Origin of the sequence: Rhizobium leguminosarum bv. viciae USDA 2370 (genome assembly GCF_002008365.1) — a bacterium.
Classification (GTDB): Bacteria; Pseudomonadota; Alphaproteobacteria; order Rhizobiales; family Rhizobiaceae; genus Rhizobium; species Rhizobium leguminosarum.
Genome location: NZ_MRDL01000025.1, coordinates 1 through 25490 on the forward strand (window position 1 = coordinate 1; position 25490 = coordinate 25490).

Sequence of the window (25490 nt, forward strand, 5' to 3'; positions counted from 1 at the left end):
GTTCGGCACGCCGGCCGAGATCTATAACAGCCCCTCCAACATCTTCGTCGCCGACTTCATGGGATCGCCGGCAATGAACCTCTTGACCGCCACCGTCGAGAACGGCGCCGGCGGGCTCGAAGTCTCGCTGGAGCGGCCGAATGCCGCCCCGCTGAGGCTCCCAGTCATCGCAGGCAACAATGGCCTGACCGCCTATACCGGCAAACAGGTGATCTTCGGCATCCGGCCGGAGGCCTTGACCGATCCCGATGGCGCCGACCGCAAGGCGCGCTCGCTGACCGAGGGCGATTGCCTGATCGAGGTGGTCGAACCGGCCGGCTCCGATACCTTCGCCGTCACCAAGCTCGGCGGCAAATCCGTCGTCGCCCGCCTGCGCGCCNCGAGAGCCAGCTCAAGATTTCGTAACAGTCATTAGAGCGCCGCGCGTCTATAAGACGCGCTAAGGACGTTCTAACACTTTGAGTTTGCACATAATCCTTTCCGAAAATCGATTTCGATTTTCGGGGTTATGCGCTAGGCAGCCGTCACGCTGAGCGACACCGGCGCGAAACGCGTCGAAACCGCTTCGACGGTGATCTCGCCCGTGAACCCCGTCGCCTCCAGCCAGAAGCCGGCGGTGCCGCCCTGGAGCGGCACGTTGGTCGGACCGACGATCCTTGCCGGGCCGTGCACCTTCAGCGAAATGCTGTCGTTCATGAAGGGCAGGCGCTGGCCGCGCTGGTCGAGGGCGCGGATGATGACGCGTGTGCTGTCGCGTTCACGGGCTTTCAGCGTGTTGCTATCGGCAACGACCTCCAGCGTCGTCGGCAATGGATCGGCCGCCAGCGTCAGGCTGGCCACCGGCTCGCCGCCGATATAGCCGGTGAAGGTGCCGTCGATCCATTCGAGACCCCAGGTGCCGAGCTCGTCGGCAGTGAAATGACGATGGTCGAGCACGACGGGCGGATGCGGCAGATGCGGATAATTCTCGCGATCTGGACCGATGCGCTTGCTGAGCGCGCCATATCGCAGCTCCACCTCGTCGCAGTTGGTCAGGATGATCAGCGGCAGCACGCCGCCGATATTGCGTTCGCCGCGCGCCCAGAAGGTCGCCGGCTTCATGACGATCTCCTCGGAAGGGTCGCACTGGCTGATATAGGCATAGGCCGCGAATTTCGGCTCGCGGAACATGTCCATGACGCCGTGATAGCAGATGCGGTCGCCGGAGCCGAAATCCTTGTGGGTGTTGTAATCGAACATGCACCAGCCGATAGCGCCGGAGATATCAGGATCGCCATAGGCGGCATTCAGCACCTCCAGGTGACGGCGCACATGCTCGGCCTGACGCTGCTCCTGGTCATAAATCTTCGTCGGGTGCATGTGGCCGTTGAACTCGGTAATGAGGTACGGTACCTTGTGCGACAGTCCGGTATTTTCCTGCTGGCCGCGCAGCGCGGTGCGCGGGCGGTTGGCGCCCGGCAGTTCCTCGTTGCCGAGGATGAAGTCGTTCATCGTATAGACGTCTTCGAGCAGTTCGCTCTCGGTGAGATAACGCACGCCGCCGGTCTGGCGGGTGCTGTCGAGTTCGCGAGCGAGACGGTTGGTCTCGGCGTAGAAATCGTGACTATCCTGCGATTCGTTGATGCGCACGCCCCAGATGATGATCGAGGGGTGGTTCCAGTCGCGCTCAATCATGCGGCGGACGTTTTCGATCGATTCCTGCTGCCAGTCGGCATCGCCGATATGCTGCCAGCCGGGGATCTCCTCGAAAACCAGCAGACCGATCGTGTCGCATCGGTCGAGGAACCATTTCGACTGCGGATAATGCGAGGTGCGGACGATATTGCACTTCAGCACCGTCTTCATGATGTCGGCGTCGCGCTCCTGGGCGGAACGGCCGGCGGCATAACCGACATAGGGGAAGGCCTGGTGGCGGTTGAGGCCGCGCAGCTTCAGTGGCTTGCCGTTGAGGAGGAAACCTTCCGGCGTGAATTCGGCGGTGCGGAAGCCGAACCGTGTGGAGAGACGGTCGGAGCCATGTTCGGTCCTGAGCTCGACGGTGACGTCATAGAGCGTGGGATCGGTGATGTCCCAGAGGGCGATGCCGGTGAGGCCGCCGAAGGAAAGCCTAGTGCTGTCGCCGATCGTTTCGGTTGCGGCAGTGGCGACCACCGTGCCGTCGGCCTGTTTCAGCGTGGCGGTGACCGTCGCCGAGAAGCTGCGGCCCTCGGGATTGGCGATGTCGACGCGTATGGTCGCCGATTTCTCCGGGTCGAGAACGTCTGTGGTTTCGATCTTGAGATTGCGGATCGAGACCGGGTCGGTGACCTTCAGCCAGACATCGCGGTAGATGCCGGCATAGGTCAGATAATCGATGCGGCCGCCGAAAGGCGGAATGTCAGGATTTTCGCTGCCGTCGATCTTGACGGTGACGAGGTTCTCGCCCTTGGCGAGCTTGCCGGTGAGGCGGGCCTCGAAGGGGGTGTAGCCGTCCTTATGGGCAATGATTTCCTCGCCGTTCAGATAGACGACGCTGTCGGCCATGGCGGCGTCGAAGACGAGCGAGACTTCGCGGCCCTCGAATTCCGGCAGCCAGCGCAGCACCTTCTGATAGGTGAAGGCACGCTGATAGCTGGTCTCGTCGAAATAGCTGAAGGGCAGTTCGACGGCGGTATGCGGCAGGCTGACCGACTTGGCGGCATCGAAAGTTTCGAGCAGGCGCTGGCCGAAGCCCTCGTGGAAACTCCAGCCTTCATTGAAGGAAACGACGGAACGCATTTCAGGCTCTCCAGATTGCGGCATCAGGGACATTGCGGCGCCTCTCGGCGCGTGAAAATCGGGTCATCGGTATTCCTCCTCGATGCAATGGATGGGCGAGCCGCTTAAGCACGTCACAGCGAACTTGATTCATGCGACGGGCTTTAGCTTTTTTCATGCATGTCGTCATCCCGGAACCGCTGTACACTTCCAGGCGACATGCATCAGGCGGTCGAGCCCCAGCGGGCGGTGCAGGTGAGCGTGATGCTGTGCGGGCCTTCGATCTCAGCGTCATGGCGTTCGATCAATTCGACGACGGCATCGATGAAGGCGACGTGGTCGAGGCTCAGCGTGGTGAGGTCATTGCAATCCCAGGCGGCCATGGCAATGCCATCCTGGCCGACGATGGCGATATCATCAGGGGTGTTCTTGCCGAGCACCCGGCGGGCCGCATCGCGTGCGCCGATCGCCATGACATCATTGCCACAGATGATGGCGTCAACCTTGTCCCGGTGCAGCAGGAGCACGGCTTCTTTGAAGCCGGAATCATAGGAATAATCGCCGAAGGCCTGCGTCTCGAAGGCGAGGCCGCGCTTGGTCAGCGCATCAGCGAACCATTTGCGCCTGAGCTTGTCGATCCAGCTGGAATTGGTGCCGGAGAGGTAGGCGAAACGCTTCTTACCGTCGCGGACGATCTTGTCGATGATCTCGTCGGCGGCCTCAGAGCCGTCGATGCGGATGCTGGAGACGTTTTCGTTGTCGAGCGGCTCGAAGGAGACGATGATCGGCTTCGTCGTGTGGAAGATATCGACGGCATCCTGCATCGATACCATGTCGGAGAAGACGACGACGTGATCGACCTGATAGGTGGAGGCAAGGCGCATCAACTGCAGCCGGTCGGAATGATCGGCGCAGCAGAGGATGATCGGCAGCAATTGTCTGGCCTGCAGGCGGTGGACGAGAAGCTGCTGCTCCTCGGCCTCGCAAGGGTTGCCGATCGCATTGACGACCAGGGCGACGAGGCGCGAGCGCTGGTTGTTCAGCGAGCGGGCGATAGCGTTCGGCTGGTAGCCATGTTCACGGGCGACGGCGAGGATGCGGTCGCGCGTCGCGCTGCCGATGCGTGAATCCGGCGAGAAGGCGCGGGAAATGGTGGCGGAGGAGACGCCGGCGAGTTTCGCCAGTTCCTTCGATGTGATCCGCCGTCTGCTCATACCGCTCATCTTCAGCGCCTATTGGGCGACGATCCTGACGGAAGCGCCGTCGGCCGCTGCCGATTCCTTGATTGCATCCCATAGCCTAGCGAATCTGAGGCCCATTTCAACGGAGCCGGAGTTTTCCATCTTTCCCTCGCGAATGGCGAGGAAATTCTTCATCGGGTTGCCGAGAATCTCGGTCTCCTCGCGCGGCTCGGCGGTGCGGCCGACACTGATCTCGCGCCAGCCGCCCCAGGCGTCGATGCGCACGATCGCCTTTGAATAGAAGAAGGTGATGTAGGAGGCGCAGCCCGGAGGGCCCTCGCCGGCGGCCGTCAATGTCGCCAGCGCGCCGCTTTTCAGCCGGGCGGAGACGGCGGTGGCGATATCGACCTGTCTGCCGTGGTTGTTCATGTAGGCCGACACACTGTCGAAATCCGAATTGGCGAGCAGGCAGACGGTGTTGATCATATGGGCGCCGGTATCGAACATGAAGCCGCCGCCGGAGATATCAGGCTGCTGCTTCCAGTGGCCGTCATAGTTGGACGACCAGCTTTCCCAGATCATGCCGGATATGGCGATCAGCTCGCCGAATTCGCCGGCGAGAGCCCGCCGGCGCGTGTCGAGCACCAACGGCGAGAGGCCGCCCTGGAAGGCTGTGACGATGGTGACGCCGCTCTTTTTCTGCGCGGCGATCAGCCTCTCGGCCTCGGCGACCGTCGTCACCATCGGTTTTTCCAGGAAGAGGTCGAGGCCGGCCTCGGCAACGGCGGTTGCCTGCTCGGCATGGAAGGCATGCGGGGTAGAGACGTAGACGATGTCGAGTTCGCCCCGGCATTCCGCGAGCATCCGGCGATAATCCTCGAAGCTCTTCGGTTGTGGTGCGCCGGCGGCGAGGCAGACGTCGATCAGGCGCTGGCGTGAAGCCGCCGTGGTGTCGGCGAGTGCAGCAAATTCGACCTCCGGCATCTTGACCCAGCTCTCGGCATATTCCGCCGCCTTCAAGCCAGCGCCAATGACACCGAGGCGCAATTTCCTAGTCATGAAAATTCCTCCCTGAATGCATTGTGCACACGATTACACAAACGGTATAGCGATGGCAATATCTATATAGATAAGCAATATCAGTATATTAAAACTCGCGTTCGAATCTTTTCAAAAACCATCTTGTCAGTGTTTGGAATGCGTGTACATTTTCGCAACCGGTGCTGGAGGGCGCCGTGTCTCTAAAAAAGGGAGGACTTCAATTGAAGAAGATGGTTCTTGGCGGCCTATGCGCCGTTCTGCTGAGCGCGGTTTCGACGCTGGCGCAGGCTGAAACAATCCGCATTGCAAATCACGGTCAGGCCGGCATCGACGCGATGAAGTCGACGGTCGAGCGGATCGAAAAGAAATATGGCGTCACCGTCGAGGTCATCGAATATCCGGCGCCCGACAAGGACTACCTAACCAAACTTCTGACGGAGCTCGGCGCCGGCAACGCGCCCGACCTCTTTTCCATCCCGACCACGGCTGCGGTCGCCGACATGGTGGAAGCCGGCTACCTCGCGCCTGTTACCAAGGAGTTCAAGGCTTGGGATGGCTACGCCAAGCTCTATGACGTCGCCAAGGAGCTTGCCGTCAGCCCGGATGGCGAAACCTATGTGATGCCGTTCATGCTCGGCATCCAGGAAATCTATTATCGCAAGGACGTTCTCGAAAAGGCCGGCATCTCGACCGAACAGCCGAAGACCTGGCGGGAGCTTCTCGACCGCGCGGCCGAAATCAAGCAGAAGACCGGCGCCTACGGCCTGCTCTTCCCGGCCGGCGTCTCCTGGGGAAGCGGCGCCTTCGACGAAGGCTTCCAGCATCTGCTCGTCGGTTCCAAGACGCCGCAGCTCGTCGATGCCGACGGCAAGCTCGATCTCAATGGGGAAGGCATCAAGGATGTCTTCAACGTTTACAAGGAACTGATCGACAAGGACCTGATGCCGACGCAGCCGCTACTCGGGCCCGAGCCCTGGGTCGTGCCGAAGTATCAGATGTTCCCGGCCGGCAAGCTCGTCGCGACCACCTGCGGCTCCTGGTGCTATATTTTCGACTGGGGTCGCGAAAGCAAGAATCCGATCCCTGACGTGACGAAGGTGGTCGGCACCTGGACCGTTCCCGGCCAGAGCAGCGGCCAATATGTGCTTGCCAATCTCGCTGCGCCGTGGGCCGTCAATTCCAAGTCAGCCAATACCGAGCTGGCGATCAAGGCGCTGATGGAGATCGGCTCGATCGAGACGCAGGTTTCCTACGCCGCCCGCATTGGCAACATCCCGGCCAGCAAGGATGCGGCTGGCAATGCCGAGTTCCAGAAGCTGACGGAACTGGTTCCGATCCATGCGGCGGCCGGGAACGGCGTGTTCCTGAAACAGGCCTCCGGTTTCGGCACGGTTTCGGAAGGCGTGGCGCGGGCCACCGAAGCGCTGCTGCGCAAGGAGACCGATGCCGCCGGCGCCCAGAAGATCCTCGTCGATTACGTCAAGGAAACGCTCGGCGACGACATGGTCAAGTAAGCTCCGGCACCCTCTCTTCCGCCAGGACGGGGACGCGGCGCCATCGCCGCGTCTTCCCGCTTTCATTCGATAAGCCGGTTCCATCGATAAGGTTGTGAGCTTCCATGGCCCGAAACTCTCATGAAAAGCGTGCCGAGCGGCAATGGTTGCTGATCCTGCTGCCCTCGCTGGTGCTGCTTCTGGCCTTCGTCATCTATCCGGCCCTCTATTCCATCTATCTGAGCTTCACCAACGAGGCGCTGACCGGGGCCGCGGCCCTTCGGCCCCGCTTTGTCGGTCTCAGGAATTACACGCGGCTCTTCAACGACGCGAAGTTCTGGAATTCGCTATTCGTCACCTTCGTCTTCGTCATCGGTTCGGCGGTGATCGGCCAGTTCGTGCTCGGGCTGATCTCGGCAATTGCGCTGCGCCGCCCGATCCGCTTTCGGCGGGTGTTCTCGTCGATCATCCTGTTGCCGAATGCAGCCCCTGAGGTCGTCGCCGGTTTCATGTGGATCTCGATGCTGGCGGGCGGCGACAATGCCACACTCAGCCGCATCGTCAGCTTCTTCGGCATCACGCCGGCCGACTGGCTGCAGGTCTTCCCGCTGTCGATGATCATTGTCGTCAACACCTGGCGTGGCATCGCCACGGCGATGATCCTGCTAACGGCCGGCCTCAGTACCATTCCGGCGGAGATCTACGAGGCAGCGCGCATGGACGGCGCCACCCCATCACAGATGTTCCGCCGCATCACCCTGCCGCTGATGATGCCAACGATCCTGCTCTACATGCTGATCTCGGCAGTCTCCACCATTGCCGTCTTCGGCCTCGTCTATGCGCTGACGCGCGGCGGACCGGGCGGGGCGACCGAGGTGGTCAGCATCTATATCTACAACCAGTCCTTCACGGCGTTCCAGCTGGGCTATGGTGCTGCGGTCGCCGTCGTCGCGCTCGTCATCTCGCTGATATTAGGCATCGCCTATGTCCGGGCCATGAAGGTGGAGGTCTGACATGGCCGTCGTTTCCCCAAGCGAAACTGCAAACAAGGGTCGGTCCGACCTCATCGCCTATGCGATCCTGTCGCTGATCTCGATCTTCTGCGCGGTGCCTTTCTTCTGGGTGCTGCTCGCTTCGCTCGACGGCAATGCGCAGCTCTTCCTGCATTGGCCGGAGCAGTGGACCTTCGCCAACTATATCAGGGTCTTCACCAAGGAGGACGGGGCGAAGTGGCTGTTCAACTCGCTGTTCGTGGTCGGCGGCGCGACGCTGCTCGTCATGGTGCTTTCCGGACTTGGCGGCTATGCGCTATCGCGCACCCGGGCCTGGTGGAAGCTGCCGTTCCTCTACGCGATCCTGCTCATCCGGGTACTGCCGCCGACGGCGCTCGTCGTGCCGCTCTACAAGTTCCTGCTGACGCTGAACAACGCGGAAGCGGCGGTGCTCAGGCCGATCTTCGGCAGCTATGCCCGCGATATCATGCGCTGGACCGGTTTCATCGACGGTTATCTCGGGCTGATCCTGGTGCTTGCGACGATGCAGTTGCCGCTGGCGCTCTGGATCATGAAGACCTTCTTCGACGGGCTGCCGAGGGACTACGAGGAGGCGGCGCTGATGGACGGGGCAACACTGTTACAGCGCATCCGCCGGGTGTTGATCCCGCTGGCGCTGCCGGGGCTGGCTGCGGCCGGGCTTTTCGCCTTCATGTCGGCCTGGGGTGATTTCCTGCTGCCGCTGATCCTCCTGTCGTCGCCGGAGTTGCAGACGCTGCCGCTCGGTCTCTTTCGCGCCTTTCTGCGCATCAACGAGATCGATTACGGCCTGCTGACGGCGCTGGCATTCATCTACCTGCTGCCTGCCGTCGTCGCCTTCGGTTTTGCGCGGCGCTTCCTCGTCCAGACATTTTCGGGCGGCGTGAAGGGCTGAGATCAAGAAAGAGAAACAAATGATCAATCTCAGAAACGTTCGCAAGTTCTACGGCGCGCTCGAGGTCATCAAGGGCGTCGACATCACCGTGGAAGACGGCGAATTCGCGGTGTTCGTCGGTCCGTCCGGCTGCGGCAAGTCGACGCTGCTGCGCATGATCGCCGGCCTCGAAGGCATCGACGATGGCGACCTCATCCTCAACGGTAAGCGCATCAACGACGTGCCGCCCGACAAACGTGGCATCGCCATGGTGTTCCAGTCCTATGCGCTCTATCCGCATATGAGCGTTGCCGAAAACATCGGCTTCTCGCTCAGCCTGAAGAAGGTGCCGGAGGCAGAGATCCGCCGGCAAGTGGAGGGTGTTGCCGAGATCCTGCAGCTCACCGACTATCTCGACCGCCGCCCGGCCGCGCTTTCCGGCGGCCAGCGCCAGCGCGTCGCGATCGGCCGCGCTATCATCAAGAAGCCGGCGCTGATCCTGTTCGACGAGCCGCTGTCGAACCTCGATTCGGCGCTGCGCGTGCAGATGCGCGCCGAGCTGCAACGCCTGCACCGCGAACTGAAGGCGACGGTCGTCTACGTCACTCACGACCAGGTGGAAGCGATGACGATGGCCGACCGCATCGTCGTGCTGAACAAGGGCGTGGTAGCGCAGGCGGGTGCGCCGATGTCGCTCTATCATGAGCCGGACAACGAATTCGTCGCGACCTTCATCGGCTCGCCGAAGATGAACGTCATTCCTGTCACTATAACGCGGCCGGCGGCCGGCAAGGTGCATCTCAACAGCCCGATCGGGCTTTCGCTCGATCTCGCCGATGCCAACGGCGCGCTGCCGCAGGGCGATGCCAAGCTCGGCATCCGGCCGGAGCATCTGAAGATCGCCGCCGAGGGCCAGGACCACTTTACAGCCGAAGTCGTCATCGTCGAGCGCCTCGGCGTCGAGACCTACATGACCGTCGGTTCGCAAGAGCAGCCGATCGTGGTGCGCGCTGAGGGCGATATCGCCGTGCGGCCGGGTGACCGCGTGTCGCTGACGGCCGATCCCGCCGCCTGCCATCTGTTCGATTCCGCCGGCCGGGTGATCCGTCCGGCAACCGCCTGACAATTTCGCCTGAAACATCACAGCCTAGACATCGAGGAATGCCATGACAATCAAGGTCACCATCTGGAACGAGGGACGCCACGAGCAACTCCACAAGGAGGTTCAGGAGATCTATCCTGATCGTATCGACGGAGCGATCGCTGCCGGCATTGCCCATCCGGATTTCGAAATTCGTCGCGGCACGCTGGATGATCCTGATGAAGGTCTACCGGACAGCGTGCTCAACGATACCGACGTGCTGCTCTGGTGGGGGCATATGGCCCATGACGAGGTCAGCGACGGGCTGATCGACCGTGTGCAGCAGCGCGTGCTGAAGGGCATGGGCCTGCTGGTGCTGCATTCCGGCCACCACTCCAAGCTCTTCCGTCGGCTGATGGGCACCAATGCCAACCTCTCCTGGCGCGAGACGCCGGATGGCGATCTGGAGCGCGTCTGGGTGGTCAATCCTTCGCATCCGATCGCCGAGGGGCTGCCGCCCTATTTCGAGGTCAATGCCTCGGAAATGTACGGCGAGCCCTTCGACATTCCGCAGCCGGACGAGCTTGTCTTCATCTCCTGGTATTCCGGCGGCGAGGTGTTCCGCAGCGGCTGCACCTTCCAGCGCGGGCGCGGGCGCATCTTCTTCTTCAGCCCCGGCCACGAGACCTACCCGATCTATCACGACAAGACCGTGCATAAGGTGATCTCGAACGGCGTCCGCTGGGCGCGGCAGAAACACACTGATGGCCGCATCCTGGAAAACTGGCATCGGGCCGAGCCGCTGCACGGCCGCCCCGATAGACCGAAGGCCTGATCTATGGATATTGCGCGCCGGTCGTCTTGATATAAATCGAATAGACCGAACGCGTTGCGGTGATGAAAAGCCGGTTTTTCTTGGGGCCGCCGAAGGTGAGGTTGGACACCGTCTGCGGCACCCTGATCTTGCCGAGCAGCGTTCCGTCGGGCGAAAAGCAGTGCACGCCGTCGGAGGCACTCGTCCAGAGATTGCCGGCGACATCGAAACGGAAACCGTCGGGATGGCCAACATCGAGGCTGCAGAAATAGCGGCTGTTGGCAAGCGTCCTGCCGTCGATGACGTCGAAAACGCGGATATGGCGCGGCACGTCATGTTTTGCGGAGCCGGAATCGGCAATATAAAGCTTCGTCTCATCGGGCGAGAAGGCAAGGCCGTTCGGCTGGATGAAATCCTCGACGACGGCGTCGATCGCCCCGCTTGCCGGATCGATCCGGTAGACGTTGCGCGTGGGCTGCTCGGGCTCGGCCTTGTGGCCCTCGTAATCCGACAGGATGCCGTAGGTCGGATCGGTGAACCAGACCCCGCCGTCGGAGTGTACGACGACGTCGTTCGGCGAGTTCAGCCGTTTGCCCTGGTAGCTGTCGGCGAGAACGGTGATGGTGCCGTCCGTCTCGGTGCGGGTGACGCGGCGGCCGCCATGTTCGCAGGAGACCAGCCGGCCCTGCCGGTCGCGGGTATTGCCGTTGACGTAGTTGGAGGGCGAGCGGAAGACGGAGACCGTACCGTCCGGTGTCCAGCGCATCATGCGTTCATTCGGGATATCGCTCCAGAGAAGGCAGTTCAGGTCGGAAAACCAGACCGGGCCTTCCGTCCAGCGGCAGCCGGAATAAAGCTCCTCGAGGCCGGCGCTGCCGATGACCATTGCACCGAAGCGTTCGTCGCGGATCTCATAAATCGGATTGTCGCCCATGCCAGTTCCTCCCTGAATGCTGCCGTTCTTTTCCTAGCGGCAAAAAGCTGGAGGTGCCAGAGCCCGGCGACGGAATTGCCGGGCTCCGGTTTCCTAGAGCCTTTCCTGGTCAGCTTGAAGCATTCTGTTGGCTCAAACGGAGTCGGATGGTCGACCGGCCGGCGCGCGTCGTAGCCAAGCTCTACGGCCAAGCCGGCCGGTCGATCAGCCGGCCCGTTTCAGCCAACCCGAAGGGCCGGGCATCTTTGCCCTGACGAAAACCTGCTCCGGCAGAATGCTTCAAGCTGACCAGGAAAGGCTCTAGAGGGCCGCGACCGGATGCGGCGAGCCGTCATAAGCGCCCCAGATCGACTGGTCGAAGCAGATGACCGAGCCGGTCATCAGGCCGGATTCGGAAGACGACAGGTAAGCGCAGGCGCGCGCCACCTCGTGCGGATCGACGAGGCGGCCGAAGGGCTGGCTTGCCGCCGCCTTCTCCAGCCAGTCGGCAGGTGCGCCGTGATATTCGCGCTGGATCCGGTCTTCGCCTTCGGAGGCCATCCAGCCGATGTTCAGACCGTTGACGCGGATGCGGTTGCGCAGGAGCGCGTAGGCAGTGTTCTTCGTCAGCGTTTCCAGCGCGCCCTTGGAGGCGCAATAGGCGGCGATGAAGGGCTGGCCTGCTTTGGCTGACATCGAACCGATATTGACGATCGTGCCCTCGATCTTTTCACGGCGCATGACCTTCACCGCTTCCTGCATCAGGAAAAACGGCGCGCGCACATTGACGGCGAACATGGCGTCGAAGAGCTCGGGGCTGGTATCGAGGATGGTGCCGCGATCGGTGATGGCGGCGGCATTGACCAGCGCATCAACACGGCCGAAGATCTCGTCACAGGCGCGCACGACATGCTGTGCATCCTCGACCTTGCCGAGGTCGGCTTTGACGTAGACGATCCGGGCGCCGGTCGCGGCCGAAATCTCCGCCGCCTTTGCCTTGCCCTTGGCTTCGTTGCGGCCGCAGATGACGATGCCTTCCGCGCCGCGTTCGGCGAAGAGACGGGCGATGGTCGCGCCCAATCCTTGCGTGCCGCCGGTGACGATGGCGATCTTGCCGTCAAGGCGGCCGTGGTCGGTGCTCATGTGGTTCCTCCAGTGTGATGATGCGCGGATAGCCTCCCGCGGGTGCGGGAGGCTTTTATCTCAGTGCGGATGCAAGAGGCCCGAGCTCCAAATCAGCTCAACTTCCTGTGCGCCTGCTCGGCAAGTGCTGCCGCAAAGACTTCATCGCTCCAGCCTTCCTTCAGCGCCTCATGCATCAGCTGCGCCTGTGTCTTCGGCGCCAGTCCGCCAAGCGGCGGGTCGCGGTCGAGATTGGTCGGGAAGGAGTAGCCCTCGGCGCAGGCGGCGACGGCGTTGGCGATTTCGTCAGGCGAGAGTTTTCCCTGCAAGGTCTTCAACGCGGGAAACAGCCTGGCGCTCATCCGCTCGCGATTGACGGTTTCCATTGCCCGGCCGAAGGCGGAAGAGACCTGCAGAAGGTTGGCGACACGCTTGATGTCGGCCGAGCGGTTGGTGCCGGCGGCATGGAAGAGGGCGGGATTGAAGAAGACGAGGTCGCCTTTTTCGAGCGGCAGCTGGACATGATTGGCCTCGAAATAATCGCGGAACTCCGGCCGCTTCAGCGCGAGGTAACCCGGCACATAGGTTTGGCTGTGTGGCAGGAAGAGCGTCGGGCCGCTTTCGAGCGGCATGTCGCAATGGGCGACCGCACCCTGTAGCGTCAGCACCGGCGAGAGCCGGTGCACATGCGCCGGGAACTGTTCGATCACCGTTGAGGACTGAAAGCCGAGATGGTAATCGCGGTGCGCCGACTGCGCCGCACCACCCGGATTGACGCGGTTCACCTGCGCCGTCATCTGGTAGCTCGGACCGAGCCAGGCTTCGCTGGCCAGCGCGATTATGGTGTTGCCGTAATATTCGGCGAAATTTGCCGGATCGGCGAGACAATGTTTCTCCAGCGAATTCCAGATGCGGTCGTTGGCGCCGGGCTTGGCGAAGTGATCGCCGCCGCCGCTCGCGGTGCGGTGCTGTTCCTCGATGATCGCGTCGAAGATCGTGCTGGCGCGGTCGATGACGGCGGTGTCTTCGTAAGCATGCTTGAACACGACGACACCAGGACCCTCGCCGAAAGCTTCGCAGATTTCGGCCAACACGGCGCGTCGGCCTTCTGCAGTTGCGGCCGCTGCCATCACCTTGCGGCTGTCATAGATCAGCACGTTTTTTTCGACCGCAGACGCCGAGGGGTAATCGGCAAGTACAGTCGCCTTTTCCGCAAGGCTGCGGAAATCATCGAGATCGCAGGCCTCTTCGCTCAGCCAGACACGGTCGGCGCGCAGTTTCTGCTGGTTGTCGGTTTTCATAGCGGGCTCCTCCCTCTTTCCGATGGGGGCACTATACGCCGCAGTGCGCGGTGATATAGATCAGAAATCCATCAAAAAACCATCAGGCCAATCGCATGGCACATCTCTTTCTCGTCAAGGACATCGCCTTCCAGGCCGGACTCAGCACCGCCACCGTCGACCGGGTGCTGAACGGCAGACCGGGTGTGCGCGGGCAGACTGAAATGCGGGTGAAGGCGGCGATCGCGGAGCTGGAGAAGCAGCAGGCCGGGGCGATGGGCAGCGGCCGCGTACTGGCGGTCGATATCGTCATGGAGACGCCGCAGCGTTTCAGCGACGCGGTGCGCGCCGCCTTCGAGGCGGAGATGGCGACCTTCCTGCCCGGCGTCTTCCGCTGCAGGTTCCATTTCGCCGAGGTGATGAAGCCGGCCGAACTGGTGCAGCTTCTCGACCGCATCCGGCTGCGCGGCACGCACGGCATCGTGCTGAAGGCGCCTGACGTAGCCGAGGTGGCTGCCGCTGTGGTGCGGGCGGATGCCGCCGGCATTCCCGTGGTGACGCTGGTGACCGACTTGCCGAATTCGGCCCGCATCGCCTATGCCGGCGCCGACAACCGGGCGGCAGGAGAGACGGCCGCCTATCTGATCGGTGAATTTCTCGGGACTGATGGCGGCAAGGTGCTGGTAACGCTGTCGAGCGGACGGTTCCGCGGCGAGGAGGAGCGCGAAATCGGCTTCCGCCGCGTCATCCGCGCTCGTTATCCCGCCATCGGCATTACCGAAATCAGCGAGGGGCACGGCACCGATGCCGCGACGGGAACGCTTGCCGCGGCAGCGCTTGCGGCCGACCCCGCGATCAACGCCGTCTATTCGATCGGCGGCGGCAACCGGGCGGTGTTTGCGGCCTTCGACGCGGCCAAACGTCCCGTCCGCGTTTTCGTCGCCCACGATCTCGATGCGGACAACCGCGCCTTGCTTGCGGCGCGCCGGATCGGCTTCGTGCTGCACCACGATCTCAGGACAGATGCGCGCTCGGCCTTCAGGGCGATCATGAGCCGCGCGACTGCATTGCCGCGAACGGTTCCGGCCTCGCTTTCATCAGTCGAAATCGTCACGCCTTACAATATGCCTGCGGGCGACTGAGCCAATTGGCTTTCCTTCCATGCCGAATTCGGGCTACAGATTTGGCACGGGTGAAGGTGGAACATGGATTACAGCGACGTCAGTACGATTGCAGCCTGGATCACGGAGCAGGGACTGAAGGGCGCTTCGGAAGCCGAGCTGATGACCGGCTTCTGCTCGGCTTGCCGGGATGCCGGCCTGCCGCTCGACCGCGGTCTGGCGCTGATGGATACGCTGCATCCGGTGCATGAGGGCCGAGCCTTCCGATGGGACAGCGTCGAGGAGATCCAAACCGAGTTCGAATATGGTCCGACGATCTCGGGGGAAGCGGCGTCGAACTGGCAGCGTTCGGCCTTCTATCATCTTTGGTCCCGCAACGAACGGGAGATCCGCCGGCGTCTCGGTTTCGGCGATCCGATCGATTTCTCTATGCTCGATACGATTGCTGAAGCCGGCCACACGGATTTCGTGGCGATGATGCATCGTTTTTCCGAGGCTGGCACGATCGGCGAGATGGATTGCTTCTTCTCGCATTTCGCGACGAAACATCCTGAGGGCTTTTCCGATCATGACCTCGCCATCCTGCGCAAGCTGGTGCCGGTGTTGGGGCTGGCGATCAAATGCATCGCGCTTGGACGTATCGCCCGCACCATCGCCGAGGTCTATCTCGGCGAGGACGCCGCGCGCCAGGTGATGGAAGGCAAGATCAGCCGCGGCAAATCGGAGCGGATTTCCGCGGCACTCTGGTTTTCCGATCTGCTGAACTACACCAAGATCTCCGACAGCGTGCCGCCGGAGGAGATCATCCCGCTGCTCAACGACTATAGCGAGGCGGTGATCACAGCGGTCCACGAGTCCGGCGGCAACGTGCTGAAGCTGATCGGCGACGGTGTGCTCGCCATCTTTAAGGGCGAGGTGCCGGCGGAGACGTGTCGTGCGGCGCTGAGCGCCGAATCGTTGCTGCGGGAAAAGCTCACCACGCTGAATGCCGCGCGTGCGGCCGACGGCCGGGCGACGACCGACGTCTATATCGGCCTGCATATCGGCGATGTCTTCTACGGCAATATCGGCAGCCAGGACCGGTTGGACTTCACCGTCATCGGACCCGCCGTCAACGAGGTCAGCCGCATCGCCTCGATGTGTCGTTCCGTCGATCTCAACCTGTTGATCTCCTCCGATTTCGCCGCGGCGATACCGGAGCAGCAGCGTACCGCACTCGCCTGCGTCGGACGCTATGCGTTGCGCGGCGTGCAGCGCGCGCAGGAACTGTATACTCTCGACAGCGCCCGGCTGAACGGTTGAGTTCCCGACTGCAAGGCTATCGCAACAGGCCCTGACCGCCGTCGATCCAGATCGGCGTACCGGTGATGTGTCGAGCGCGGTCGGATGCAAGGAAGAGGATTGTTTCGGCGACGTCCTCGCTCTTGCCGGCCTTGCCGCCGGCAATCGGGATATCCCCCTGCGGCCAGATGACGGGAACCTCCGTCTCCTCGCGATGACGACTGTCGGTATTGGCGCTGATATTGGTCTCGATCTCGCCGGGGCAGACGGCATTGACGCGGATGCCATGTCGACCGAGTTCGAGGGCGAGCTGCTGGACCATGGCGACCTGGCCCGCCTTGGTTGCGGTGTAGGCGGTGGCGCCCGGCGTGGTGAAGGTGCGGGTGCCGTTGATCGAGGAGACGACGATGATCGAGCCGCCGTGGCGCTTCAGGTGCGGAACCGTCAGATGCAGGGTCAGATAGGTGCCGCGCAGATTGACGGCGATGGTCTTGTCCCATTCTTCCGGTTTCAGATTGTCGATCGGCGCCCAGACACCGTTGATCCCAGCATTGGCTACAACGATGTCGAGGCCGTCGAAGGTGTCGGTCAGTTGCTCCACCGCGCCCCGCATTTGAGCGTCGTCGCTGGTATCTGCCGTCAACGCGATCGACTGGCCACCGGCGGCCTTGATCTCGGCGCAAGTTTTTTCGACCTCTTCGGCGGTGCGGCTCAATGCTGCGACCCTTGCACCCTCGGCGGCGAGCCGCAACGCGGCCGCTTTGCCGATGCCCGAACCGGCGCCTGTCACCAATGCGACCTTTCCCTTCAGCTCCATGGGCTGGCTCTCCTTGCCGTTTTGCCGACATGCCAACTGTTCGGCGCGGCAGTTGGTTCCGGAAGGAGGCGGGTCGTCGCAGTTATCTTAGAAGCGTTTGCTTCAACGCCCATTTCTCCGGCCCGTGGACCGCCGCAAAGAGCAGTCCGGCGAGGAAGGTAAAGTGATCGATGAAGAAACCGAACTCGGCCTGGTTCTGCTGCCAATGGGACGGGCCATGGAAGGCGAAGGCAAGGAAGATCACGTAGATGCCTGCGAGCAGGCTGGCCTCGGTGAAGAAGGCTCCTGATATAAAGGCGAGCGCCAGCGCGATCTCGAAGAAGGCGGCGACCCAGGTAAGGAACGTCGCCATCGGAAAGCCGGCGGCGGTGATATAGCCTGCCGTCGCGCCGATATCGGCGAACTTGAAGCCGGCCGCCATGAAAAAGATGAAGCTGAAGATGATGCGGGCGACGATGATTGCAATTGCTCTGGCCATTCTGAAATCTCCTCTTTGAGCTTCCACTATGACGGACAGGACACGTGATATCCTACACGGGGAATGAAAAAGGGCCGCTTGCGCGACCCTGTCACTTTGAATTGCGCATAATCCTTTCCGAAAGTCGGTTCCGATTTTCGGGGCTATGCGCTCTCACCATTCGGCAAAGCTGCCGTCGGCATGCCGCCAGATCGGGTTGCGCCAGCGGTGACCTTCCTTGGCGCGCTCGATGACATAGGCCTCGTCGACCTCGATGCCGAGACCCGGACCCTGCGGGATCGAGACGAAACCATCGGCATAGTGGAACACCTCCTTGTTGGAGATGTAGTCGAGGATGTCGTTGCCCTTGTTGTAGTGGATGCCGAGGCTCTGTTCCTGGATGAAGGCGTTATAGCTGACGGCATCGACCTGCAGGCAGGCGGCGAGCGCGATCGGGCCCAGCGGGCAATGCGGCGCCAGCGCCACGTCATAGGCTTCGGCCATCGCCGCGATCTTGCGGCATTCGGTGATACCGCCGGCATGGGAGAGATCCGGCTGGATGATGTCGACATAGCCGTCGGACAGAACCTGCTTGAAGTCCCAGCGCGAAAAGAGCCGTTCACCGAGCGCGATCGGCGTCGAGGTATGGTTGACGATATCGCGCAGCGCTTCCTTGTTTTCGGAAAGCACCGGCTCTTCGATGAACATCAGCTTGTAAGGGTCGAGCTCCCTCGCGAGAACCTTCGCCATCGGCTTGTGCACGCGGCCGTGGAAATCGACTCCGATGCCGATATGTGGGCCGATCGCCTCGCGGATGGCGGCGATGGTCTCGACCGCCTTCTCCACCTTTTCGTTGGTGTCGACGATCTGCATTTCCTCGCAGCCATTGAGCTTGATCGCCTTGAAGCCACGGGCAACCACCTCCTTGGCATTGTTGGCGACATCCGAAGGACGGTCGCCGCCAATCCAGGAATAGACCTTGATACGGTCGCGGAGCTGGCCACCGAGCAGGGAGTGGATCGGCTGGCCGAGCGCTTTGCCCTTGATGTCCCACAGCGCCTGGTCGATGCCCGAGATCGCGCTCATGTGGACGGCGCCGCCGCGATAGAAGCCGCCGCGATACATCACGGTCCAGTGGTCTTCGATGAGGAAAGGATCCTTGCCGATCAGGTAGTCTTCCAGCTCATGGACGGCGGCCTCAACGGTGAGCGCACGGCCTTCGACGACCGGTTCGCCCCAGCCAATGATGCCCTCGTCGGTCTCGACCTTCAAAAACAACCAGCGCGGGGGAACGATATAGGTGGTGAGTTTGGTGATCTTCATCGCTGTTCTTTCAGTCTCTTCCCGGGTTTGCGATCGACGGCGCGTTCGCAGATTTGTGGTGATCGGTCATTTCGTTCTGCCGATCGCTTTTTCGGCGGCGGCTAGATCGCGCACCGCAAGATCGAGCATGCGGTTGGCGCATTCACGGGCTCCCGCCTTGTCGCGCATGCGCAGGGCCTCGACCAACTGACCGTGAACGAGCACCGCATCCTCGCGATTCTCGACGCCGATATTGGAGGCATGCAGCGCATATTTCAGCGCCGCGTGAATGGCGCTCGACAGGCGGCGGAAGACCTGATTGTGGCTGGCGGTGAGCAGCACCGTGTGGAACATGACGTCGGCATCGGTGAAGCTTTCCGGGTCGCGGGCGCTGTCGCGCATCTGCCGCCAGGCATTGTCGAGATCGGCGATCTCCTGGGCGCTGGCGCGCTCGGCGGCATATTCGGCGGCTGCCGGCTCGATGGTGCGGCGGGCTTCGAGAATGCAGCCGAGCAGGTCGAAGTCCTTGATATAGGGACCCATCCATTCAAGCACGTCAGCGTCGAGGATATTCCAGTCGTCCTTATCGCAGACGGTGGTTCCGATGCGTGGCTTGCCACGGACAAGGCCTTTGGATTCCAGCACTTTCAGCGATTCGCGAATGACGGTGCGGCTGACGCCGTAGAGCTCGCAGAGATCGTTTTCGCGGGGCAGCGGCGAGCCCGCGGGATAGCGGTCCGCACAGATATCCTGAGCGATCGCCGCCGTGACGTTGCGGCGTACGCGCGGGCGGCGCTCGATGCGGCGGCTTTCGGCCCCGCTCTGTCGCTCGATTGTTTCCAACTCACCTCTCCGCTCTGTCTCGCGTGCTAGGCAATCGAACCTGATTATCCGAATTCGATCCGCTTTGCGACGCTTCCTCCCGGCATCTCGTCAATAATCCTATTATTCCAATCATCATACATTGGCAATTGACTGGTATGATGATTTGTCATAATTCATTGGACGTTGCCTGGGAGGCAGCTGCTCGGTTTTTGAGAGTTTAGGGAGAGAGACATGCGCTTGTTCAAAGCAGCCATTCTGGCTGGCACTTTCGCCATTCTGGCAGCCGGCTCGGCATTTTCCGCGGACGTCAAGATAGGGTTCATCGTCAAGCAGCCTGAGGAGCCGTGGTTCCAGGACGAATGGAAATTCGCCGACCAGGCCGCCAAGGAAAAAGGCTTCACCGTCGTCAAGATCGGCGCCGAAGACGGCGAGAAGGTCCAATCGGCGATCGACAATCTCGGCGCTCAGGGTGCGCAGGGCTTCATCATCTGCACGCCCGACGTCAAGCTCGGCCCCGGCATCGTCGCCAAGGCCGAAGCCAACCAGCTGAAGCTGATGACGGTCGACGACCGCCTCGTCAGCGCCGACGGCAAGCCGCTGGAAGACGTGCCGCATATGGGCATTTCAGCCACCAAGATTGGCGAGACCGTCGGCCAGGCAATCGTCGACGAAATCAAGAAGCGCGGTTGGGAGATGAAGAATGTCGGCGCCGTGCGGGTTTCCTATGACCAGCTGCCCACCGCCGTTGACCGCGTCGAAGGTGCGATCTCGGTGCTGAAGTCCGCCGGTTTCCCGGCCGAAAACATCTATGATGCGCCACAGGCGAAGACGGATACGGAAGCGGCGCTCAACGCGGCGACCACCGTTCTCAACAAGCATGCCGACGTGAAATACTGGGTCGCCTTCGGCCTCAACGACGAAGCCGTCCTCGGCGCCGTCCGTGCGTCCGAATCGGTCGGCATTCCGGCCGCCAACGTCATCGGTGTCGGCATCGGCGGTGCGGAATCGGCGATCAATGAATTCAAGAAGCCGGCGGCGACGGGCTTCTTCGGCACCGTCATCATTTCGCCGAAGCGTCACGGCTACGAAACGGCGCTCAACATGTACGACTGGATTGCTAACGACAAGGAGCCGGCAAAGCTGACGCTGACCTCGGGTTCCCTAGCGCTGCGCGACGATTATGAAAAGGTCCGCAAGGATCTTGGCATCGAGTGATCGTCCTTCCAAGATGATATCGTCCGGCGGCCGCCCAGCGTGCCGCCGGTCTTTCTCGACGGAGCGATGATGGCTTTCCTCGAATTCAGCAATATCTCCAAGGGTTATCCCGGCGTGCAGGCGCTGGCGAATGTTTCCTTCACTGTCGAGAAAGGCGCCGTCCACGGCCTGATGGGCGAAAACGGTGCCGGTAAATCGACGCTGATCCGCGTACTGTCAGGCGATCAGGCCGCCGATGGCGGCAACATCCTCATCGACGGCGAGGAGCAGAAATACGGGTCCGTCCGCGACGCCTTCCATGCCGGCGTCATCGTCATCCATCAGGAACTGCAACTCGTTCCGGAGTTGACGGTCGCCGAAAATCTCTGGCTCGGACGCTTTCCGGCCAAGGGCGGCGTCATCCATTCGAAGGCGCTGATCGAGACGGTGCGGTCGAAACTCGAGGAGATCGGCATCGATGTCGATCCGTCGGCCAAGGTCGCCTCGCTTTCGATCGGTGCGCGGCAGATGGTCGAGATCGCCAAGGCCGTCATGCTCGATGCGCGGGTGATTGCGCTCGACGAGCCGACCTCCTCGCTTTCCTCCCGCGAAAGCGAAATCCTGTTTTCGCTCATCGACAGGCTGAAGGCGAAGGGAACGGTCATTCTCTACGTCTCGCATCGCCTCGACGAGATCTTCCGCCTCTGCGACAGCCTGACGGTGCTGCGCGACGGCAAACTTGCCGCCCACCATCCTCAGATCGCCGAAACCACGCGCGAGCAGATTATCTCGGAAATGGTCGGACGCGAGATCAGCAATGTCTGGGGATGGCGCGAACGCGCGCTCGGCGACGTACGGTTGGAGGTCAAGGGCCTGTCGGGGCCGAGGCTGCGTCATCCGATCAGCTTTTCCGTCCGCCAGGGCGAAATTCTCGGTTTCTTCGGCCTGATCGGCGCCGGCCGCAGCGAGATGGCGCGGCTGCTTTACGGCGCCGACACCAGACATCAGGGCCAGGTCACGATCGACGGCGTAGCCGTTGCGCCGAACAATCCGAAAGCGGCGATCAATGCCGGCATGGTGCTTTGCCCCGAGGACCGCAAGTTCGACGGCATCGTCCAAGGGCGATCGATCGAGGAGAATATCGCGATCTCGTCGCGCCGGCATTTTTCGCCTTTCGGCATTCTGAGCCCGAGACAAGAGGCGGCGCTGGCGGATCGGTTCATCGCCAAGCTTCGGGTGCGGACGCCCTCGCGCAAGCAGGACATCATCAACCTCTCGGGCGGCAACCAGCAGAAGGTCATTCTCGGCCGCTGGTTGTCCGAGCAGGGCATCAAGGTCCTGGTCATCGACGAGCCGACACGCGGCATCGATGTCGGGGCGAAATCGGAAATCTACGAAATCCTCTACGAGCTTGCGGCCGGCGGCATGGCGATCGTGGTGATATCAAGCGAGTTGCCCGAAGTCATGGGCATTTCCGATCGCATCATGGTGATGTGCCAGGGCAGGGTGGCGGCCAATGTCACCCGCCAGGATTTCGACGAGCGCAACATCCTGACGGCAGCGCTTCCCGACAAGAATGCCGCAGGCACCATTTAGAGCGGTTCAGCTTTTCATGGAAACGCAGAACCGCTCTAACTTTTTGTTTTTACGCAATTCCGGACGGAAAACCGCTTCGCACTTTTCCTGAAATTGCTCTAGGACCAGGAATATACGGACGATGAATTCGTTGAAAAAAATCCTTCTCGGCGAACAGGGGCTGGTGGTGATCTTCGCTGCCGCCTTCGTGATCGTCTCGCTCTTCGTTCCGAACTTCCTGACCGAGCGAAACATGCTGGGGCTGCTGCAATCGGTCGTCACGATCGGCATCGTCGCCTGTACGATGATGTTCTGCCTGGCATCCCGCGATTTCGACCTTTCGGTCGGATCGATCGTCGCCTTCTCCGGCATGATCGCGGTGATGGTCTCGAATGCGACAGGCTCCATTCCCGTCGGGCTGCTCGCCGCCCTGCTTTGCGGCGCCGTCGTCGGCCTCGTCAATGGTATCGTCATTGCGCGTTTTCGGGTCAATGCACTGATCACCACGCTTGCGACCATGCAGATCGTGCGCGGGCTGGCGCTGATCGCGTCCGATGGCCGCGCCGTCGGCATCAACGATCCCGATTTCTACCAGCTTGCCCTGTCGCGCTTCCTGACCGTGCCGACGCCGATCTGGATCATGCTGATCCTTTTCATCCTCTTCGGGTTCGTGCTCAACCGCACCGTCTTCGGCAAGAACACGCTGGCGATCGGTGGCAATCCGGAAGCCTCGCGGCTTGCCGGCGTCAACGTCGTCAACATGCGCATCTGGATCTTTGCGCTGCAGGGGCTCGTCTGCGGCATTGCCGGCATCCTGCTTGCCTCGCGCATCACTTCCGGCCAGCCGAATGCGGCGACAGGGCTTGAGCTTTCGGTGATTTCGGCCTGCGTTCTCGGCGGTGTTTCGCTGGCCGGCGGCCGAGCGGCGATGAGCGGTGTCATCGTCGGCGTGCTGATCATGGGCATTGCCGAAAACGTCATGAACCTCTTGAATATCCAGGCGTTCTATCAGTATGTCGTGCGCGGGCTGATCCTGCTGATCGCAGTGCTGCTCGACAATTTGAGGTCTTCGGCTGCGGGGCGACGTGGATGAACCAAGGACGAGCCGGAGACGACATCGAACTGAGGCACGGCGATCTCTCCGTCCGGGTCAGCCGTCGGGGTGCCGCCGTCACCGCCGCGACTTATCGCGGCATGCCCTTTCTCGTGGCGGCCGGCGGGCCGGAGGGAGCGATGGCGAATTTCGCGATGGTGCCGTTCGGCAATCGCGTGGAAGGCAACACCATGTCCTTTGCCGGACGCGACTATGGCTTCCAACCGAATGCTTCCGATCCGCTCTATCTCCACGGTGACGGCTGGCTCAGCCTCTGGCAGCTTGAAGACGCCAGCGCGGAGCATGCGCAGTTCTGCTTTTCCCGCAGCGCCGACAGGGTTTCACCTTATGCCTATCTTACCCGGCAAGAGATCCGTCTCGCCGGCGATGCACTGGTGCTGAGGCTTTCCGTGGAAAACCGCGGCGATACGGCTCTTCCCTTCGGGCTCGGTCAACATCCCTTCTTCGCGCGCACGCCAAAGACACGACTGGCGATTGCTGCCGATCGCTATTGGAGCGAGCGGCCGGACCATCTGCCAGAGATGCCTGGCCCTGTGCCTGGTTATTTTGATTTCAGATCTGAGACGCTTTTACCGCAGAGATGGATGAACAATGCCTTCGAGGGTTGGAATGGGCGGGCTGTTATCACTTGGCCGGAACTTGGAATCCGGGCGGCGTTGGAAGCCGACGGTGCGCTCGATCGCTTCATGCTGTATATGCCGGTCAACCGGAGCGATTTCTTCTGCCTCGAGCCGATGAGCCATCTGCCGAACGGGCATCACCTTCCTGATTTCGGTGGGCTCACGCCGCTTGCGCCAGGTGAGGCGCTTGCCGGCACAGTGACGATCCTGATGTCGACACTGCCGGTTCAACCGAAGGGGTGATAGATGAGCAGCCGTCTGCAGGGCAAGAACATCCTGATAACCGGTGCTGCGCAGGGTATCGGCCTTGCGATGGCGAAGGCTTTCATGCGGGAGGATGCCGCCGTCTTTCTCGTCGATCGCGATGGGGCGCTGCTGGCGCAGGCGGCGAAAGAGCTCCAGCGCAGCGGCGGCCGGCTCGGTTATCTGCCGGCCGATATTACCGATGCCGGAACGATCACGACGTTGGTGGCTCAGGCGAATGAAGAGATCGGACAGCTGAACGCGCTCGTCAACAATGCCGGGGTCAATGTCTTTGCCGAACCGCTCGCGACGACGGACGAGGAATGGAACCGCTGCTTCGACATCAATCTCAAGGGCGCATGGAACTGCTGCAAGGCGGTGCTGCCGGGCCTTATCGAACAGGGTGGCGGCGTCATCCTCAACATCGCCTCAACGCATGCCTTCACGATCATCCCGCACACATTTCCCTATCCGCTGGCAAAACACGCGCTGCTCGGGATGACAAAATCCCTGGGGCTCGAATATGCGGCCCGCAATATCCGGGTGAACGCGCTGGCGCCGGGCTATGTCTCGACGCAGAAGGTGATCGATTACTGGAACAGCTTTCCCGATCCGGAGGCGGCAAGGGCCGAGACGATGAAACTGCATCCCGGCGGGCGCATCGCGACGCCGGAGGAGATTGCCATGGCGGCCGTGTTCATGATCTCAGACGAGTGCCCGTTCATCAATGCCACCTGCCTGACGATCGACGGCGGCCTCAGCGTGCTGCAGCATCCCGCTTGAAGGGCTTCGATCCCGCTATTTTTACAAGCCTGTCGTCTTCTCGGGATAGAGCATTATATTGCCCATCGGGAAGGCTATCTGATCTCCCGCAGGCATGGAGCGGCCCCTGCCGCTTTCTGAAAGCACAATCGAAAACAGGAGGACGGCATGCAGATCAATCGTACGGCTTCGGCTCATTGGACCGGTGGCCTCAAGGACGGAAAAGGCCTGATCTCGACGCAGAGCGGCGCCCTGAAGGATTATCCCTACGGCTTTGCGAGCCGCTTCGAAGGCGTCGCCGGCACCAACCCGGAAGAACTGATCGGTGCCGCCCATGCCGGCTGCTTCACCATGGCGCTGTCGTTGATCCTCGGTGAAGCCGGCTTTACCGCCGAGCATATGGAAACCTCTACCAAGGTAACGCTCGAAAGCGTCGAGGGCGGCTTTGCCATCACCGCCATCCATCTCTCGCTCTCCGGCCGTATTCCCGGTGCCGATGAGGCGACCTTCACCGAACTCGCCAACAAGGCAAAGGCCGGCTGCCCGGTTTCCAAGGCCCTTGCCTCGGTTCCGATCACACTCGACGTCAAGATCGTCTGATTTCCCTGCTGCC

The 25490-nt window shown here is 61.8% G+C and carries 23 protein-coding genes and 1 pseudogene; 14 read left to right on the forward strand and 10 right to left on the reverse strand.

Annotated features, from left to right (window positions below):
- Positions 1 to 379, forward strand: a pseudogene (locus BS629_RS11020) (sugar ABC transporter ATP-binding protein); the annotation flags it as partial.
- A gap of 134 nt (positions 380 to 513) precedes the next feature.
- On the opposite strand, the gene BS629_RS11025 reads toward BS629_RS11020, so the two are convergent.
- The 3 genes from BS629_RS11025 to BS629_RS11035 all read right to left on the reverse strand — a co-directional run bounded on the left by BS629_RS11025 (position 514) and on the right by BS629_RS11035 (position 4976).
- A complete protein-coding gene (locus BS629_RS11025; protein WP_018243689.1) occupies positions 514 to 2757 on the reverse strand; it encodes a glycoside hydrolase family 2 protein in 2244 nt (747 codons plus the stop codon).
- A gap of 203 nt (positions 2758 to 2960) precedes the next feature.
- A complete protein-coding gene (locus tag BS629_RS11030; protein WP_018243688.1) occupies positions 2961 to 3959 on the reverse strand; it encodes a LacI family DNA-binding transcriptional regulator in 999 nt (332 codons plus the stop codon).
- 9 nt (positions 3960 to 3968) lie between these two features.
- Positions 3969 to 4976: a Gfo/Idh/MocA family protein gene (locus BS629_RS11035; protein ID WP_018243687.1), complete on the reverse strand. Its 1008-nt coding sequence runs from the start codon at positions 4974 to 4976 to the stop codon at positions 3969 to 3971.
- Positions 4977 to 5179: 203 nt separating this feature from the next.
- Between BS629_RS11035 and BS629_RS11040 the strand changes: the two genes are divergently transcribed.
- The 5 genes from BS629_RS11040 to BS629_RS11060 all read left to right on the forward strand — a co-directional run bounded on the left by BS629_RS11040 (position 5180) and on the right by BS629_RS11060 (position 10272).
- On the forward strand, positions 5180 to 6472 hold the full coding sequence (locus tag BS629_RS11040; protein WP_018243686.1) for an ABC transporter substrate-binding protein: 1293 nt from the start codon (positions 5180 to 5182) through the stop codon (positions 6470 to 6472).
- Positions 6473 to 6576: 104 nt separating this feature from the next.
- Entirely contained in the window at positions 6577 to 7464 is an 888-nt protein-coding gene (locus BS629_RS11045; protein WP_018243685.1) for a carbohydrate ABC transporter permease, read from the forward strand.
- A 1-nt stretch (position 7465) separates the two neighbouring features.
- Positions 7466 to 8377: a carbohydrate ABC transporter permease gene (locus tag BS629_RS11050; protein ID WP_018243684.1), complete on the forward strand. Its 912-nt coding sequence runs from the start codon at positions 7466 to 7468 to the stop codon at positions 8375 to 8377.
- A gap of 19 nt (positions 8378 to 8396) precedes the next feature.
- Positions 8397 to 9479: an ABC transporter ATP-binding protein gene (locus BS629_RS11055; RefSeq protein WP_018243683.1), complete on the forward strand. Its 1083-nt coding sequence runs from the start codon at positions 8397 to 8399 to the stop codon at positions 9477 to 9479.
- A 43-nt stretch (positions 9480 to 9522) separates the two neighbouring features.
- Positions 9523 to 10272, forward strand: a complete 750-nt coding sequence (locus BS629_RS11060) for a ThuA domain-containing protein (protein ID WP_018243682.1) — start codon at positions 9523 to 9525, stop codon at positions 10270 to 10272.
- A gap of 1 nt (position 10273) precedes the next feature.
- Here BS629_RS11060 and BS629_RS11065 read toward each other — a convergent pair whose 3' ends face one another.
- From BS629_RS11065 to BS629_RS11080, 3 genes are all read right to left on the reverse strand, one after another.
- Positions 10274 to 11185, reverse strand: a complete 912-nt coding sequence (locus BS629_RS11065; RefSeq protein ID WP_018243681.1) for an SMP-30/gluconolactonase/LRE family protein — start codon at positions 11183 to 11185, stop codon at positions 10274 to 10276.
- 300 nt (positions 11186 to 11485) lie between these two features.
- Positions 11486 to 12307: an SDR family oxidoreductase gene (locus BS629_RS11075; RefSeq protein WP_018243680.1), complete on the reverse strand. Its 822-nt coding sequence runs from the start codon at positions 12305 to 12307 to the stop codon at positions 11486 to 11488.
- Positions 12308 to 12399: 92 nt separating this feature from the next.
- On the reverse strand, positions 12400 to 13587 hold the full coding sequence (locus BS629_RS11080; RefSeq protein WP_018243679.1) for a phytanoyl-CoA dioxygenase family protein: 1188 nt from the start codon (positions 13585 to 13587) through the stop codon (positions 12400 to 12402).
- A gap of 95 nt (positions 13588 to 13682) precedes the next feature.
- Between BS629_RS11080 and BS629_RS11085 the strand changes: the two genes are divergently transcribed.
- The gene (locus BS629_RS11085; protein WP_018243678.1) at positions 13683 to 14708 is read left to right on the forward strand and encodes a LacI family DNA-binding transcriptional regulator; all 1026 of its coding nucleotides are present in this window, start codon (positions 13683 to 13685) and stop codon (positions 14706 to 14708) included.
- A 63-nt stretch (positions 14709 to 14771) separates the two neighbouring features.
- Positions 14772 to 15989, forward strand: coding sequence for an adenylate/guanylate cyclase domain-containing protein (locus BS629_RS11090; RefSeq protein ID WP_018243677.1), 1218 nt, complete (start codon positions 14772 to 14774; stop codon positions 15987 to 15989).
- A gap of 16 nt (positions 15990 to 16005) precedes the next feature.
- On the opposite strand, the gene BS629_RS11095 is transcribed toward BS629_RS11090, so the two are convergent.
- The 4 genes from BS629_RS11095 to BS629_RS11110 all read right to left on the reverse strand — a co-directional run bounded on the left by BS629_RS11095 (position 16006) and on the right by BS629_RS11110 (position 19387).
- Positions 16006 to 16785, reverse strand: coding sequence for an SDR family oxidoreductase (locus BS629_RS11095; protein ID WP_018243676.1), 780 nt, complete (start codon positions 16783 to 16785; stop codon positions 16006 to 16008).
- A gap of 82 nt (positions 16786 to 16867) precedes the next feature.
- Positions 16868 to 17263, reverse strand: a complete 396-nt coding sequence (locus tag BS629_RS11100; protein ID WP_018243675.1) for a DoxX family protein — start codon at positions 17261 to 17263, stop codon at positions 16868 to 16870.
- 153 nt (positions 17264 to 17416) lie between these two features.
- Positions 17417 to 18565, reverse strand: coding sequence for a galactonate dehydratase (dgoD, locus tag BS629_RS11105; protein ID WP_018243674.1), 1149 nt, complete (start codon positions 18563 to 18565; stop codon positions 17417 to 17419).
- A 66-nt stretch (positions 18566 to 18631) separates the two neighbouring features.
- Positions 18632 to 19387: a FadR/GntR family transcriptional regulator gene (locus BS629_RS11110; RefSeq protein WP_003543153.1), complete on the reverse strand. Its 756-nt coding sequence runs from the start codon at positions 19385 to 19387 to the stop codon at positions 18632 to 18634.
- A gap of 213 nt (positions 19388 to 19600) precedes the next feature.
- Between BS629_RS11110 and BS629_RS11115 the strand changes: the two genes are divergently transcribed.
- The 6 genes from BS629_RS11115 (at position 19601) to BS629_RS11145 (ending at position 25477) form a co-directional block, all read left to right on the forward strand.
- Positions 19601 to 20584 carry an arabinose ABC transporter substrate-binding protein gene (locus tag BS629_RS11115; protein WP_018243673.1) on the forward strand — a complete coding sequence of 328 codons (984 nt, stop codon included), beginning with the start codon at positions 19601 to 19603 and terminating at the stop codon, positions 20582 to 20584.
- A 69-nt stretch (positions 20585 to 20653) separates the two neighbouring features.
- The gene (araG, locus tag BS629_RS11120; RefSeq protein WP_026188534.1) at positions 20654 to 22159 is read left to right on the forward strand and encodes an L-arabinose ABC transporter ATP-binding protein AraG; all 1506 of its coding nucleotides are present in this window, start codon (positions 20654 to 20656) and stop codon (positions 22157 to 22159) included.
- A 121-nt stretch (positions 22160 to 22280) separates the two neighbouring features.
- The gene (araH, locus tag BS629_RS11130; protein WP_018243671.1) at positions 22281 to 23231 is read left to right on the forward strand and encodes an L-arabinose ABC transporter permease AraH; all 951 of its coding nucleotides are present in this window, start codon (positions 22281 to 22283) and stop codon (positions 23229 to 23231) included.
- Complete coding sequence (locus BS629_RS11135) at positions 23228 to 24115, forward strand: aldose 1-epimerase (protein ID WP_018243670.1); 888 nt, start codon at positions 23228 to 23230, stop codon at positions 24113 to 24115. The genes araH and BS629_RS11135 overlap by 4 nt, the downstream gene beginning before the upstream one ends.
- Positions 24116 to 24118: 3 nt before the next feature.
- Complete coding sequence (locus BS629_RS11140) at positions 24119 to 24898, forward strand: SDR family oxidoreductase (RefSeq protein WP_018243669.1); 780 nt, start codon at positions 24119 to 24121, stop codon at positions 24896 to 24898.
- Positions 24899 to 25045: 147 nt separating this feature from the next.
- Positions 25046 to 25477 carry an OsmC family protein gene (locus BS629_RS11145; RefSeq protein WP_077988236.1) on the forward strand — a complete coding sequence of 144 codons (432 nt, stop codon included), beginning with the start codon at positions 25046 to 25048 and terminating at the stop codon, positions 25475 to 25477.
- The last annotated feature ends 13 nt before the right edge of the window (positions 25478 to 25490 follow it).